Raw genomic sequence first — 14,902 nt, forward strand, 5'->3', positions numbered from 1 at the left:
CTTAAGACAATTAAGCGCAAAAAAGAAAAATTACTCAGCTCAGGCCAAGCAAAAGCTCTTCAACCCGCGCCACATCATCCTGGGTATCAACGCCATGACCCGGCGCCTGATCGATCACCGACATATGGATTTTGACGCCGTACCATAGAGCGCGCAGTTGCTCCAGAGATTCGGTAGTTTCCAGTGCGCAGGGTTCCATGCTGGTATATTGCTGCAGAAAGGACACACGATAACCGTACATACCGATATGGCGGTACACCGGCATTTTACCGGTCATCTGCTCTGTGCTGATTTTATAGGCATCACGATCCCAGGGAATCGAAGCACGGCTGAAGTACATGGCAAAATGCGCCCGATCCAGCACCACTTTCACCACGTTCGGATCAAACGCGTCTGCCGCATGCTTTAACGGTGTGCAGACAGAGCTCATCCCGGCCTGCGGATTTTCCAGCAGACTGGCAGCGGTCATCTCGATTAAAGACTGAGGGATCAGCGGCTCGTCGCCCTGCAGGTTCACAATCACAGCCTCAGCATCCCAGCCTTTAATCTGCGCAACTTCGGCAATACGTTCAGTGCCGTTTTCATGATCCGGTGAGGTCATCACCACATCCGCACCAAAAGCCAAAGCCGCATCGCGGATGCGTTCGTCATCGGTGGCAATCACAATATCCTGCACACCGGTTGCCAGCGCACGTTCATAAACATGCTGAATCATGGGCTTACCGGCCAGCATAATCAGCGGCTTACCCGGCAGACGACTGGAGCCATAGCGGGCCGGAATCACAATTTTATAATCAGCCATTTATTGCTTATACCTTATAAAAATCACGGTACCAGCGGGCAAAACGTTCAATGCCTTCTGCCAGCGGTGTGTTCGGAGCAAAATCAACATCTTCAACCAGATCATCAACGTTGGCATAGGTCGCCAATACATCGCCCGGCTGCATTTCCATATAGTTTTTATTGGCTTTTTTACCCAGCACATTTTCGATGGTTTCGATAAAGGTGCCCAGTTCAACGCTGTTATGGTTGCCAATATTGTAAATTTTATAAGGCGCAGAACTGCGCGAGCAGTCGCCGCTTTCCGGCGTCCAGCCACTCACGCCCTGAGGAATTTTCTGGGTGATACGGGTTACACCTTCGACAATATCATCGACATAGGTAAAGTCGCGCTGCATCTTGCCATGATTAAAGACGTTAATGGTTTTGCCTTCGAGAATATCGCGGGTAAAACTGAAGTACGCCATATCCGGACGTCCCCAGGGGCCATACACGGTAAAGAAGCGCAGACCGGTTACCGGCAAACCATAAAGATGGGCATAGGTGTGTGCCATTAATTCATTGGATTTTTTCGTCGCGGCGTACAGCGATACCGGATGATCCACACGGTCGGAGGTGCTGTACGGAATTTTGGTATTCAGGCCGTAGACCGAGCTGGACGAGGCGTAAACCAGATGCCCTACTTCATTATGACGACAGGCTTCAAGAATATTCACAAAACCAATTAAATTACTGTCGACGTAGGCATGCGGATTGGTAATGGAATAACGCACACCAGCCTGTGCCGCCAGATGCACAACACGGTCAAATTTATGTTCGGCAAACACCGCATCAACCGCAGCACGGTCAGAAAGTTCGACCTGCTTAAAGGTAAAACCAGACTGTTCAGCCAACCAGCCCAGACGCCCGTGCTTTAAATTCACGTCGTAGTAGTCATTGAGGTTATCGATCCCGATAACTTCGTGACCCTGCTCAACAAAGCGCTTACTGGTAAAAGCACCGATAAAACCGGCCGCACCGGTTACCAGAATATTCATATTTTTTTATCCTCAAACCCAGGCAGCATGGCCTTGATATAAGCTTCATCCAGCGGCATACGACTGCCAAGTACAATATCGGCCACTTCGCGGGCAACGCCCCGGCCACCTTCGGCTTCAGTAATTAAATCGGCGTGATCTTTCACCATCCAGAAGGCATCTTTCGGCGCGATACTTAAACCGACTTTTTTCATGACCTTCAGATCAATCACATCGTCGCCGACATAACAGACTTCGCCAGGTTCAAACCACAACTCATCCATTAAGGCTGATAACACCGCCCATTTATCTTTGGTGCCCGGAAAGAAATGCTTAATGCCCAGATCGGCCGCACGGCGCGCCAGTGGTGCAGATTCTTTGGCGGAAATAATGGCGGTCACAATGTCGTAGCTATCCAGTAACTTAATACCGACGCCATCTTTAACATTAAAATGTTTCACCTGTTCGCCATCGGCAGAATAAGTCAGCGTGCCATCGGTCAGTACGCCATCAACATCAAACACAACCAGTTTAATAGCGCGGGCTTTTTCTTTAATCACATTGGGAAGATGTACCATAACCGCATCCTGAAAACGCCTGTACGGGTCTGTACCACAGCCGTTGCCCAGGCACAGAATATGCCGCCATTGTAACGCGTTTAACGAAGCAGTGTTATGGCAAAGCAGCAGAGAAGCCAGCCTGTTACAGCAAAAAAATATGAGCTATGAATACGAAGAATATAACCAGAACGGTCAGAAAAATGGCATCCCCAAGGGGATTCGAACCCCTGTTACCGCCGTGAAAGGGCGGTGTCCTAGGCCTCTAGACGATGGGGACACAAGGACGAACAAAAATTGGTGGAGCCTAGCGGGATCGAACCGCTGACCTCAACACTGCCAGTGTTGCGCTCTCCCAGCTGAGCTAAGGCCCCGTATGCAGTACAACCTGAAAAGGCTGATGCAAAAATGGCATCCCCAAGGGGATTCGAACCCCTGTTACCGCCGTGAAAGGGCGGTGTCCTAGGCCTCTAGACGATGGGGACACAAGGACTGCTTTGAGAATATGGTGGAGCCTAGCGGGATCGAACCGCTGACCTCAACACTGCCAGTGTTGCGCTCTCCCAGCTGAGCTAAGGCCCCGTCTCAAAACGTGCGCGAATATTACTTACGCCCTTCTGCACTGTCAACCTATGACGTAAGAAATGAGCGAAAAAATTTTCTGAAACAACAACTTAGCCAAAATTACCGGCTGCCCTTCCCACCCGATGGGCAGAATGGGCAGCCGTAATAAATCAGGACTCTGCCGCAGCACTCAGTTCAGCGGCAATGGCTGCTGACAGTTGCTGATAGTCCTTTTCCATCTTCTTGGCTTTTTTCTTACCAACACCGCCCAGCACATCAATGGCATGACGCAGACGGGCACGGCTCATATCCGGTCCCAGCAGCGCCATGCTGTCGAGTACGGAAATGGTGGCCGAGGTACCGGCAATAGCAATAAAGAACGGGAACAGGAAGTCGCGGACCTTAATATCCAACAGACGCGCCAGCGCAAACAGGCGTGCTTCGATGTCTTCTTTGCTCCAGTGGCGAATCTCTTCCAGCTGCCACAAACCAAACTGCAGCACGGTCAGCAGACGCTCTTCGTCATAGGCTTTATGCTCAAAGCTGGCGGGCGTCAGCGGCGTCAGACCCGACAGGAAGTGCCCGGCCAGCGGTACAACATCGGAGAAGGTTTCAATACGCGGCTGCACATGCGGAATCACAGGCAGAATATTCTGCGGACGCAAACCCCAGGCGGCAAAGCGCTGAGCAAAGGTCTCAGCATCCAGCTCACGCACCCACAGACTGTTCAGCCAGCGCAGTTTTTCCACATCAAACACCGGCCCGCCAAGGGATACACGTTTGATATCGAAGTTGGCAAACATCTGATCACGGGTGAACTTTTCACTCTCATCCGGCATCGACCAGCCCATACGGCCCAGATAGTTAAGCAGCGCTTCCGGCATGTAGCCCATGCGATCGTAGAACAGGATCGAGGTCGGGTTTTTACGCTTGCTCAGTTTGCTCTTGTCCGGGTTGCGCAGCAGCGGCATATGACACAGATGCGGCATATCCCAGCCGAAGTATTCGTACAGCAGCTTGTGCTTAGGCGCAGAGCTGATCCACTCTTCGCCACGGATAACGTGGGTGATCTTCATCAGATGATCATCCACCACGTTAGCCAGATGGTAAGTCGGCATGCCATCGGATTTCAGCAGAATCTGCGCATCGACCTGAGCCCAGTCGAGTTCAATCGCACCGCGCAGCATATCGTCCACCACGCACACGCCCTCTTCCGGCACCTTCATACGCACCACATAAGGCTCACCTGCCGCTTCGCGACGGGCAACTTCATCAGCAGGCAACAGCAGATCGGAAGGTTTGAGTGCAGTCAGCGAGCCCTGCTCCTGACGGGCAAGACGCAGAGCATCCAGCTCTTCAGCGGTGCGGTAGCACTTAAAGGCATGACCACTGTCGAGCAGCTTCTGCACGTGCTCAAGGTACACATCACGGCGCTCGCTCTGGCGATAAGGGCCAAATTCACCACCGACATCCGGACCTTCATCCCACTCCAGACCCAACCAGCGCATGCTGTCCATAATGGCCTGTTCAGATTCAGGGGTGCTGCGCGCCTGATCAGTATCTTCAATACGCAGAATAAACTGGCCGCCATGCTGGCGGGCAAAAGCCAGATTGAATAAAGCGATGTAGGCAGTACCTACGTGCGGATCGCCGGTAGGCGAAGGTGCAACACGGGTGCGGACCGTCATAAATGGTGTTCTCTGTGACATGCGGATTTAAGGCGGAGGATTATAGAGAATTCACGCACATAACGCACCGGTCCGCTGCATTACCAACCGCTACGCATAACTTACCGCGAACATAAAAACCGCAGAGCCTGACGACTATGCGGTTTTCAGAATGAGTGGCCGATACGAGTCAGCGGAGGGATATCCCGACTACGCCACAGCATAAACCCGGCCGGGATGAACGCCGTCGCAGGCTCCGGGCGCTTGTCGCTACGCTCGGTACGAACCCACGAGGACTCGGCACCCTCCTCTCACCGACCTTTTACGCAAATACGGGGCATAAAAAAACCGCACACCCTGACGACTATGCGGTTTTTAAAATTAGTGGCCGATACGAGGATGTGGAGGGTGATCCCCGACCACGCCACGATACTTTTCCGGTCGGGATGAACGCCGTCGCAGGCTCCGGGCGTTTGTCGCTACGCTCGGTACGAACCCACGAGGGTTCGGCACCCTCCCTTCACCGTTCTTTTACGCAAACACGGAGCATAAAAAAACCGCAGAGCCTGACGACTATGCGGTTTTTTAAAATGAGTGGCCGATATGAGTCAGCGGAGGGATATCCCGACTACGCCACAGCATAAACCCGGTCGGGATGAACGCCGTCGCAGGCTCCGGGCGTTTGTCGCTACGCTCGGTACGAACCCACGAGGGCTCGGCACCCTCCTCTCACCGACCTTTTACGCAAATACGGGGCATAAAAAAACCGCAGAGCCTGACGACTATGCAGTTTTTAAAATTAGTGGCGGTGAGGGAGGGATTCGAACCCTCGATACCTTGCGGTATACACACTTTCCAGGCGTGCTCCTTCAGCCACTCGGACACCTCACCTAACTGAGCACTGCTCAGAGGCCGCGTACTATACGTAGCAGCGCCCCGTGCGTCAACAGAAAATCTGCGCTAATTGCTTGTTTTTATGACGATTTCGGCTTCCAGCGGGTAACAAAATCATCCAGAGGCAATTCCGGGGGCTGCTTAAGACTACCATTGATATGCCCGACATAGACAAAACCAACAATGACATCACAAGCCTGCAGACCCAGAGCTTCAGCAACCTTTGGATTGGTCGCCATATCACCGGTCCGCCAGATAGCCCCCAGCCCCATCGCCCAGGCGGCATTAAGAATATTCTGCACACCAGCTCCTGTAGACAGCAGCTGCTCATCGCGCGGCACCTTCGGATGCTCCTGAATACGACTGACCGCAACAATCAGCAAAGGAGCCCGCAGCGGCATATTCAGTAATCTCTGCTGTTTTTCGGCACTTAACTCCTGCCAGCCCGGTGTTGCCCGCAGGAAACACTCTCCGAGCAAGCGCCGGTCGTCGCCCTCTACCAGCAGATAGCGACTGGGACGCAACCAGGCGTGATCAGGCGCCCGCAACGCCGCACGCAACAATATCTCCTGCTGCTGTCGCGTAATGTCCGGTCCTGTCAGCTGTGGAACAGACACTCGTTCAGTCAACACTTGTAAAGCTTCCATAGGCGCATCCAAATCAATTTTTTCTTCATATGTCTATTGTAAAGTCGCGACCTTTAACGAAAAGCCTGACTTAGCCGTCATGCACTTGCTGAGCTGTCTTATTCTGGGTATATAGATGTTATCAATCATTGCCACTGGTCGAACCGTGTCACCCATTATAAGAACAACAATTTTTTCGGGCCTTCACAATGTCTAACCGTCAGGACCCGTCACATTTCGCGGAAACCACATTACCAAAACAAGACTACATGGCCCGGATTCTGGGCTATGGGGTCGCTGCCGTCACGGTTTTAATGGGCATTCTGCTTGGCTACTTTAAAGAACAGGCTATTGCGGTCGCTGTTGTCAGTATTCTTTATCCCCATACCGTCTATGTTCTGAGTCGCCCTTTCCGCCAGAAACGTGCCTACTCCACCCGTCAGTTCCTGATTCACTTCGACGCCATACTCTGTGGCGTTTTCCTCGGCTATATCCAACTGCCGATTGAGCTGACCGTATTATTCCTGATCATGATCAACACCAGCTTTATTATTGTCGGCAGCATTACCGCCTGGGCCTTCTGCATTATTTCGCTGATCTCCGGTGCTGCAGCCGGCATTCTGCTGTTCGGCCACGAAGCTGCCCCACCGGTTCCGACCGAGCTGTTTTTAACGGCGGCCTTTGGTGTTGGCCTGCATCTTGGCATTTCAGCTTTCAACAGCAACCGCCAGGCGCGGGATCTGATCCGCCTGAAGCAAAAATTTCAGGGCCAGGTTGAGCGTTTTCAGGCTCTGTCCCACCAGGTATCAAAATACGTTGCTCCTCAGGTGTGGGAATCCATTTTCTCCGGACGCCGCCAGGCTAAACTGGAAACCCAGCGTAAAAAGCTGGTTATCTTTTTCTCCGATATCGTTGGTTTTTCTTCTCTTTCAGAACAAATGGAAGCCGAAGCCTTTACCGACCTGCTGAATCAATACCTCACCGATATGTCGCGCATTGCTCTCAAGTACGGCGGCACCATCGATAAATTTATCGGTGACGGCATGATGATTTTCTTTGGTGATCCGAAAAGCAAAGGCACCAAACGCGATGCCCTTGCCTGTGTATCCATGGCCATCGAAATGCGCCGTCACATGCTCAAATTACGCAAGCAATGGGCTGAACATGGCATGACAGCCCCCCTGCAGATTCGCATGGGTATCAATACCGGCTACTGCACCGTGGGTAACTTTGGTACCGAAAGCCGCATGGATTACACCATTATCGGTAAAGAAGTGAACCTCGCCAGCCGTCTCGAAAGTGAAGCGGATGCCGGTGAGATTCTGGTTTCACACGAAACCTACGCTTTAATTAAAGATAAAATCATCTGCCGCCAGCGTGGCAGTGCCATGGTGAAAGGCTTCCGCGACCCGGTGCCGCTGTATCAGGTGATGGATTATCGCCGTGATCTGGGCTCCAACCCAAGTTTTATGAACCACGAATCAGAAGGCTTCTCGCTCTACCTTGAGTCCGACAAAATCCGCGAAGAAGAACGGGAAAAAGTGGCCGACGCGCTCGAAAAAGCGGCCAATAAAATCCGCGGCAAAGTCAGCACCTGATCGCTTTACACCAATAAAAAAACAGCGGCATTGGCCGCTGTTTTTTTTATACTCACCCTAACGCTTACCAAGCACTTTTACTGGCGTACCAAGCGGAAATTTTCAGCCGAAAAATCCGCCTCAGAGGTACGGAAAGGATTAATATCCAGACCGCCACGGCGCACATAGCGCGCATACACGGTTAACGATTCTGGCTTACACGCCAGTGAAATATCACGATAAGTACGCTCTGCACACTGCTCATGGAAATCCTGATGCTGGCGCAGTGAAACGATATAAGCCAGCAAACCAGCCTCATCGATTTTCTGGCCACGATAATAAATATACAGCGTCCCCCAATCAGGCTGGCCCGTAACCGGGCAATTGGACTTCAGCAAGTGACTGCACAACCAGCCTTCGAACTGCCCTTCTGTTGTTTTCAGCAGTGAAGCATCCAGATCATAACTGCTGACCTCAATATCCAGATCATCGATACAGTGAGCAACTGGCGGCTGCGGAAAGTTTGCATCAACCGCATGAAAGATCACCTGAACATCCCCCTGAGCCGCCGCAGATAAATCATCAGCCATACGCAGGCGAGCCTGTTCCGCATCATCGAAGCGGGTCTGATTAAAAGAGTTCAGATAGAGTTTGAACGACTTGGATTCAACCAGAAAACGACTGCTTGCAGGGATACGGAATTCCGCCAGACAAACCACCGGCTTGCCTTTGGCATTCAGCCAGGAAATCTCGTAACCATTCCAGATATCAACGCCGTAAAACGGTACTTCATGGCGATCAAGCCCCTGCGCCCGCCAGCTTTCTTCCCGCTCAATCGGAAACAGTAAGGACGCATCATATTCGTCTTTATACGCTGATACTTTGCCCAGCGGGTTGTGTTCACTTGTTACTGACGCCATTTTAAACTCCAATCACTGCCGCATACCGACACCACGACGCAACAGCCAGAGACTGTAGGCCGAAAGCACAACAATAAAAAACACCAGCATTCCTAATGAGAACCAGATATTCACATCTGACACACCCAAAATGCCGTAACGGAATGTATTAACCATATACAGAATCGGATTAAACAGGGAAACGCCCTGCCAGAACTCCGGCAACAGATTAATCGAATAAAATACCCCGCCAAGATAGGTTAAAGGGGTTATTACAAAGGTCGGAATAATAGAGATATCGTCGAATTTACTGGCGAAGATCGCGTTAATAAACCCGCCCAGCGAAAACAGCATCGCCGACAATAAAATCACCAGAAACACCACCAACAGATTATGAATCTGCAGATTGGTAAAATACAAAGACAGCAGCGTCACGATAATGCCAACACCAACGCCACGGGCAATGCCACCGCAGACATAACCAAGCAGAATCGTTCCCGGATGAACCGGTGCTACCATCAGCTCTTCAATGCTGCGCTGAAATTTATTACTGAAAAACGAGCTTGATACATTGGCGTAAGCATTGGTGATAACGCTCATCATAATCAGCCCGGGGACGATAAAGGACATATAATCGACGCCACCCATCTGGCCGATACGGGAACCGATCAGCTGACCAAAAATCACGAAATACAATGTCATGGTGATGGCCGGCGGCAACAACGTCTGCTGCCAGATACGGGTAAAACGACGGATTTCTTTGGTCACGATGGTTGAGAAAGCAACCCACTGAATACGGGCAGGGCTCATGCGTTTGCCCCCCGGACCAGGCCAACAAATAATTCTTCCAGACGATTGGATTTGGTTCTCATACTGCGCACCTCAACACCCTGCTGCGTTAACAGCGCAAAAATCTGGTTAATGCTCTGACCTTTTTCCACAACAACCTCAATGCAATCATCTGCCATCTTTTGACAGTCAAATCCGGCCAGAGAAAAATCATCTGCCACGGCGGAATTAAGATCGAAGATAAAGGTCTCAGTACCGAGCTGGCTCAGCAATTTTCGCGTACTGGTTGCCTGAATAATTTCGCCATGATTAATAATGGCGATATTACGGCACAGCTGCTCCGCCTCTTCCAGATAATGCGTAGTCAGAATAATCGTCGTGCCGGCGCGGTTAAGCTCCTGCATAAACGTCCACATAGAACGACGCAACTCAATATCCACCCCTGCCGTTGGCTCATCCAGAATCAGAACCTTAGGCTCATGCACCAGTGCACGGGCGATCATCAGCCTGCGTTTCATACCACCTGAGAGCATGCGCGCCTGCTGCTCACGCTTTTCCCATAAATCGAGTGCGCGTAACAATTTTTCAGCATTGGGAGCCGCCTGCGCCGCCGTCAGGCCAAAATAGCCAGCCTGAGTGATGACGATGTCATACACCTTTTCAAACTGATTAAAATTAAACTCCTGCGGCACCACGCCCAGATAGCGCCGCGCCGAAAAGGCCTCAGCGTTAACATCAAAGCCCATAACTTCCGCATTGCCGGATGTTTTTTGTACCAGACCCGATAGAATACCCAGAGTGGTCGACTTGCCGGCGCCATTGGGGCCCAGCAAAGCAAAGAAATCGCCCTGCTCTACGGTCAGATCGATGCCTTTCAGTGCCTGAAAGCCATTGTCATATACCTTGGATAAATTTCGCACCACGAGGGCAGGAACCATAATTTTTAACCTTAAGAGCGTATTAATGAGTGAACGACTGAATGATCATATCCAACTGCTGCAGCAGGTCCATGAACGCCTGAGCAAGGCGCAGAGCCAGGCCGGTGGCATTATCAGTGATGAGATTCTACATCAGCTGACGCAGGTTATTGATCAGCTCACGCAACATTCTGATTCAGGCTATACCATGGGACAGGATTGGATTACCCATATATTCAGCCATCACCCACAATTATCACCCGCCATAGACCGCGACCTGCTGTGGTTCTTCGGTGGCGACTGCCTGCATTTCCTGACCGATGAAGAGATCGACCTGTTCCAGCAGATCGACGAAATTGAAGCCCAACACCAGCAGGAACAAAAGCCTTTTGACCGCCAGGCGACAAAAGCCCTGCTGCTGAAGCCAACCCCCGGCTTCAACGCCTGAATCAGCCAGCACCCTGCCGCCTTGCGGCAGGAGACCTGAATCGCAGGCATAAAAAAAGCCGCCATAAAGGCAGCTTTTTTAGAATTTGGAGCGGGAAACGAGACTCGAACTCGCGACCCCAACCTTGGCAAGGTTGTGCTCTACCAACTGAGCTATTCCCGCAATTTTTCTTGCTTATGCCATTTTAAATGGCATCCCCAAGGGGATTCGAACCCCTGTTACCGCCGTGAAAGGGCGGTGTCCTAGGCCTCTAGACGATGGGGACATCGCTGAACACGCTGCGCATTTTACTGCGCTTTTGTTGATTTGCAAGAACTTTTTTCTTTTAAATCAACAACTTCCTGATTAAGCCGCTGAAACCTGAGTTTCATAAATTGGAGCGGGAAACGAGACTCGAACTCGCGACCCCAACCTTGGCAAGGTTGTGCTCTACCAACTGAGCTATTCCCGCGCACTTTATTAAGCTGCCATATTAAATGGCATCCCCAAGGGGATTCGAACCCCTGTTACCGCCGTGAAAGGGCGGTGTCCTAGGCCTCTAGACGATGGGGACGTCTCAATCAAGGAGCGCGCATTCTATTGATGGAGTTTTAGGTCGTCAACCCCTGTAAATAAGATTTTTACAGCTACACTTACAAAAGGCGTGCTTAAAACCGGACGGTCTCTATTTCCGGTGTTATGACAAATCCCGTTTATCATCGACTCTCCGGGGTCCAGGAAAGGAAGCAGGAAACACATGTCCACCACCAGTCTGGTTATTCTGGCAATTTTTACAGCTCTGGCAGCCGTTGGCGCCCTGGTTTTTATGCGCTGGCAAGAACAGAAACGCCTTGAACAGGCAAGACTGGCCGTATTGCATTCCGATCAGATGGGTGAACTGAGTATGATTGGCGAAAGCCTGCAGGCATGGCTTTCAGTTCCCATGCTGCATTTTATGGCTCAGGAAATTCAATACCACGGCGCTGAACTGACCCAACTGAAAGCCCCCAGCAACAAACGCTGTAACAAAGCGATGGAAGATGCACTGACCTGGCTGAATGCAACACCAAGACCACCGGCCCGGCTGCCAGGACAAGTCAAACAGGCGCAGGAAATGCGTCACGTTATTCAGCGACTGCAGGAGCTGATACGGACAAGCCATCAGAAACAACACCTTTCCACAGAGCAGGCACGTCAGCTTTTGCAGGAAGCCAAACTGCTTAACGTCAAAGTTGCCATCGCCGTGTTTGACTCCAAAGCAACCGCGGCCGCCAGCGTCAACAACCCCGCCCAGGCGGTTCATTACCTGAAAAAAGCCGAAACAACCCTGCAACAACTCAGCAACCTGCCGGATGAGCTGAAAAACACACTGGACAATATCCAGCAACGCATCGCTCAACATCAGGAAGAACGCCAGCCTGCAGCCAGCGGCACGCGACTGGCAGAAGGCACTGATCTGCTTAACGCTGAAGACGATTCCTGGAAGAAAAAACACTTTTAAGACAGGCCTGATACAACAACCTGTGCCTGTTATGTTATCTGAGGTAAAGTTCAGAGCGGAATACACCTGAAACAGCGCCTGCGCGAAGGACAGAATGCAGATATTTTCTCAGGTCAAAAAGAAACTGGCCCTGCAGCTGGCTCTTAACACGGCAGCCGTCACTCTCATTATTGCCGCCATCATCAGCACCATCAGCATACACAGCAGCATCCAGAGCCTGAAAACACGCCAGCAACAGATCGTCAGCAGCACAATATCCAGCACCCTCCCCTCGTTCAATCTGGCCACGTTTAATTACAACACGCGCCTGAACCAACAGCTGGCCGAAGGACTGGTAACCCACCCCTATATTATTTCTGCCGTTGTTATCGACAGCACCGGAACACAGCTGGCTCAGGCCATCAAGGCAACCACCTGCCAGCCATCGACCCTTGGCCTGATGATATTCAGCGAACCCGGCATCCATATCGAAGCCCTGAGCTACAACAATACACCACTCGGTAAATTGATTATCGAACTGGATCACTGCCGGAGCATCGCTGAACTCAACAATCAGGCCTGGAACATTTTATTTAATGCCCTGCTGTTCAGTCTTCTGCTGGCGACCTTTATCTATGCGGCCTTTTACCGTGCTGTCACCAGCCCGCTAACCCGTCTGGTGAAGCAACTTACCGGACTCACGGCCGATAATCTGGATAAGGTAGATCTGACCCGGATGCAGTCAAGACGTCAGGATGAACTCGGCCAGCTGACGAACCAGTTTGCAGCCCTGCTTAACCTGCTGAAAGATCACATCCATCAGCAGCGTAAAGCAGAGGCCACAATCAATGACTACTCCATCAAGCTGGAAGAGCTGATTCATAAACGCACCCACGCTCTGACTCACCTGAACCGCCGCCTGCAACAGTCTGCTGACGACAACCCGGTCACAGCAGCTCCACTGCAAGCACGCCTGCACACCCTCACACACCTGCTGCAGGAACCTCTTGATCAGCTCGTCAACACCCTGAGTGACACCGAGCAGACCCATGCCACGGCGATGGCCACACATATCCGCGGCCTGCTTCGTGATCTGCGGATTTTGCAGGACAGCAACAGCCAGCGCGGCCGCGAACTTATTGATATCAGCAACATCGCTACAGAATGCCTGCAAAATCTTCCGCCAGGATACGCCAGTACAGACTATCAGCCACCGGCAAGCGGAGCACTGTACCTGAACCGGGAGAGCGTCAGACTGCTACTGCACAGCCTGCTCAGCAATGCCATTATCCATACCAGCAGCAAAGGCCACCTGACACTCAGCCTCTGGCATGAGCAGCAACGGCTGACATTCAGCCTGTCCGGAGCGGAGTTATTTCTCAATGAAGCCTTGTTTGAACAGGACCTTATGCCTCTTTGTCCGGAAAACATGGCCCTGCCCTCGGCCTTTGGTCTCGGCCTGAGCCGGGAGCTTGCCCAGCTTCTGGGCGGCGAACTGCGTGCACAACAACAGGCCGATGGCAGCAGCCTGCTGTTGTGCAGCATTCATTGTGATTCACTGGAAAACCTGCTGCCGAAAGTCCGCAAACACCTGCACCAGCACCCGCTCAGCATTGTCGTTGAAAACAACCAATGCCGAACCCGGCTCACCCGGTGGAGCGAACAGTGGCAGTTGCCGCTGCATTCCGATGACAGCAGCAACGTGCATAACCTGCTTGTAACGGACAACCCTGAAACCGCGCGCCGGCATGGTGATCGCTGCATTCTGCTGAACACCCGGAACGATCCCCCGAACGGAGTGACGACCACAGAGGTATGCTCAGAGTCTGACCTGCTGACCGCCCTGCTGGAACAGGCGGCCCCACAACACACAGAGACAACACGCTCCTTGCGCGTACTGCTGGTCGATGACAACACCATTAACCGGATGTTGTGCCAGCGCTACCTTAAGAACCTGAATATAGAACCGGACACCGCAGACAACGGCCTGCAAGCCATCAGTCACGCCCGTCATACCCGCTACGACCTGATCTTGATGGATTGTCAGATGCCGGTAATGGATGGCTTCGAAGCAACACGGCAGATACGCCGCAACTCCCTCAACAGCCAGACACCGATCATTGCCCTGACCGGACTGATCGGAGAAAACGAACGCCAGCAGTGCCTGACCGCCGGTATGAACGACTTTATCGGTAAGCCATTCACTCAGGATCAGATTCAGGCAACGCTGGTGCAGTGGATTAACAACTATTACGACAACGCCAGCGACTGATCAGACTCTGCAGGCGCTCTTTCAGCGACAGAGCTTCTGCCGCATCGACGGCCGTCGCACAGAGAATGTCCTGCGGAACAGAAGCCGCCTGTTCGCGCAGCACCCAGCCACGATCGGTTAAGGCAACCAGCACCACCCGCTCATCTTCGCTGCTGCGGCTGCGTACCAGCAGACCCGCGCTTTCCATACGCTTTAACAGTGGCGTTACCGTACCGGTATCCAGCAGCAGACGTTCACACAGATATTTCACCGACACAGGAAGCTGCTCTTCTTCCTGTGCCTGCCACAACACCAGCATCACCAGATATTGCGGATACGTCAGCTCCAGCTTTTTCAGCAATGGCTGATAGGCCTGGGTAATCAGGCGTGACAGGCTGTAGGCCGAAAAGCACAGCTGATTATCCAGATGTAATTGCGGGTAAACTTTGTGCTTCACA

The 14,902-nt window shown here is 52.0% G+C and carries 13 protein-coding genes and 9 tRNA genes; 4 read left to right on the forward strand and 18 right to left on the reverse strand.

Going from position 1 to position 14,902, the window contains the following annotated elements; translation table 11 throughout:
* Positions 1–34: 34 nt before the first annotated feature.
* From kdsB to HUF19_RS09460, 10 genes are all read right to left on the reverse strand, one after another.
* Positions 35–802: a 3-deoxy-manno-octulosonate cytidylyltransferase gene (gene kdsB, locus HUF19_RS09415; RefSeq protein ID WP_260996421.1), complete on the reverse strand. Its 768-nt coding sequence runs from the start codon at positions 800–802 to the stop codon at positions 35–37.
* Between the two features lie 7 nt (positions 803–809).
* Positions 810–1,817: an NAD-dependent epimerase gene (locus HUF19_RS09420; RefSeq protein WP_260996422.1), complete on the reverse strand. Its 1,008-nt coding sequence runs from the start codon at positions 1,815–1,817 to the stop codon at positions 810–812.
* Entirely contained in the window at positions 1,814–2,374 is a 561-nt protein-coding gene (locus tag HUF19_RS09425) for a KdsC family phosphatase (RefSeq protein WP_260996423.1), read from the reverse strand. The genes HUF19_RS09420 and HUF19_RS09425 overlap by 4 nt, the downstream gene beginning before the upstream one ends.
* A 183-nt stretch (positions 2,375–2,557) precedes the next feature.
* Positions 2,558–2,633 (reverse strand) — tRNA-Glu (locus HUF19_RS09430).
* Between the two features lie 18 nt (positions 2,634–2,651).
* Positions 2,652–2,727, reverse strand: a tRNA-Ala gene (locus HUF19_RS09435).
* A 35-nt stretch (positions 2,728–2,762) separates the two neighbouring features.
* A tRNA-Glu gene (locus HUF19_RS09440) sits at positions 2,763–2,838 on the reverse strand.
* 21 nt (positions 2,839–2,859) lie between these two features.
* A tRNA-Ala gene (locus tag HUF19_RS09445) sits at positions 2,860–2,935 on the reverse strand.
* 152 nt (positions 2,936–3,087) lie between these two features.
* Entirely contained in the window at positions 3,088–4,605 is a 1,518-nt protein-coding gene (gltX, locus tag HUF19_RS09450) for a glutamate--tRNA ligase (protein WP_260996424.1), read from the reverse strand.
* A 782-nt stretch (positions 4,606–5,387) separates the two neighbouring features.
* Positions 5,388–5,475, reverse strand: a tRNA-Ser gene (locus HUF19_RS09455).
* Between the two features lie 83 nt (positions 5,476–5,558).
* Positions 5,559–6,125 (reverse strand): nitroreductase family protein, encoded by a 567-nt coding sequence (locus HUF19_RS09460; RefSeq protein ID WP_260996425.1) that lies wholly within the window; start codon positions 6,123–6,125, stop codon positions 5,559–5,561.
* Between the two features lie 188 nt (positions 6,126–6,313).
* Here HUF19_RS09460 and HUF19_RS09465 point away from each other — a divergent pair, with 188 nt between their 5' ends.
* Positions 6,314–7,702 carry an adenylate/guanylate cyclase domain-containing protein gene (locus HUF19_RS09465; RefSeq protein ID WP_260996426.1) on the forward strand — a complete coding sequence of 463 codons (1,389 nt, stop codon included), beginning with the start codon at positions 6,314–6,316 and terminating at the stop codon, positions 7,700–7,702.
* A gap of 77 nt (positions 7,703–7,779) precedes the next feature.
* On the opposite strand, the gene queF is transcribed toward HUF19_RS09465, so the two are convergent.
* From queF to HUF19_RS09480, 3 genes are read right to left on the reverse strand one after another with little or no spacing between them, the layout of a single operon-like run.
* The gene (queF, locus tag HUF19_RS09470) at positions 7,780–8,601 is read right to left on the reverse strand and encodes an NADPH-dependent 7-cyano-7-deazaguanine reductase QueF (protein ID WP_260996427.1); all 822 of its coding nucleotides are present in this window, start codon (positions 8,599–8,601) and stop codon (positions 7,780–7,782) included.
* 12 nt (positions 8,602–8,613) lie between these two features.
* Entirely contained in the window at positions 8,614–9,390 is a 777-nt protein-coding gene (locus tag HUF19_RS09475; RefSeq protein WP_260996428.1) for an ABC transporter permease, read from the reverse strand.
* Positions 9,387–10,310 (reverse strand): ABC transporter ATP-binding protein, encoded by a 924-nt coding sequence (locus tag HUF19_RS09480; RefSeq protein ID WP_260999485.1) that lies wholly within the window; start codon positions 10,308–10,310, stop codon positions 9,387–9,389. The genes HUF19_RS09475 and HUF19_RS09480 overlap by 4 nt, the downstream gene beginning before the upstream one ends.
* Before the next feature lie 22 nt (positions 10,311–10,332).
* Here HUF19_RS09480 and HUF19_RS09485 point away from each other — a divergent pair, with 22 nt between their 5' ends.
* On the forward strand, positions 10,333–10,734 hold the full coding sequence (locus HUF19_RS09485) for a PA2817 family protein (protein ID WP_260996429.1): 402 nt from the start codon (positions 10,333–10,335) through the stop codon (positions 10,732–10,734).
* An 86-nt stretch (positions 10,735–10,820) separates the two neighbouring features.
* Here the strand turns inward: HUF19_RS09485 and HUF19_RS09490 are convergent.
* The 4 genes from HUF19_RS09490 to HUF19_RS09505 all read right to left on the reverse strand — a co-directional run bounded on the left by HUF19_RS09490 (position 10,821) and on the right by HUF19_RS09505 (position 11,287).
* Positions 10,821–10,896 (reverse strand) — tRNA-Gly (locus HUF19_RS09490).
* A gap of 27 nt (positions 10,897–10,923) precedes the next feature.
* Positions 10,924–10,999, reverse strand: a tRNA-Glu gene (locus HUF19_RS09495).
* A 110-nt stretch (positions 11,000–11,109) separates the two neighbouring features.
* Positions 11,110–11,185 (reverse strand) — tRNA-Gly (locus tag HUF19_RS09500).
* Positions 11,186–11,211: 26 nt separating this feature from the next.
* Positions 11,212–11,287: transfer RNA gene (locus tag HUF19_RS09505), tRNA-Glu, on the reverse strand.
* 183 nt (positions 11,288–11,470) lie between these two features.
* Here HUF19_RS09505 and HUF19_RS09510 point away from each other — a divergent pair.
* Both HUF19_RS09510 and HUF19_RS09515 read left to right on the forward strand, forming a co-directional pair.
* Complete coding sequence (locus HUF19_RS09510; protein WP_260996430.1) at positions 11,471–12,214, forward strand: hypothetical protein; 744 nt, start codon at positions 11,471–11,473, stop codon at positions 12,212–12,214.
* Positions 12,215–12,308: 94 nt separating this feature from the next.
* Positions 12,309–14,465 carry a response regulator gene (locus HUF19_RS09515; protein ID WP_260996431.1) on the forward strand — a complete coding sequence of 719 codons (2,157 nt, stop codon included), beginning with the start codon at positions 12,309–12,311 and terminating at the stop codon, positions 14,463–14,465.
* Here the strand turns inward: HUF19_RS09515 and HUF19_RS09520 are convergent.
* On the reverse strand, positions 14,434–14,901 hold the full coding sequence (locus tag HUF19_RS09520; RefSeq protein WP_260996432.1) for a MarR family winged helix-turn-helix transcriptional regulator: 468 nt from the start codon (positions 14,899–14,901) through the stop codon (positions 14,434–14,436). The genes HUF19_RS09515 and HUF19_RS09520 overlap by 32 nt on opposite strands.
* Position 14,902 lies beyond the last annotated feature (1 nt).

The organism is Thalassolituus hydrocarboniclasticus (assembly GCF_025345565.1).
Taxonomy (GTDB): Bacteria; Pseudomonadota; Gammaproteobacteria; order Pseudomonadales; family Oceanobacteraceae; genus Venatoribacter; species Venatoribacter hydrocarboniclasticus.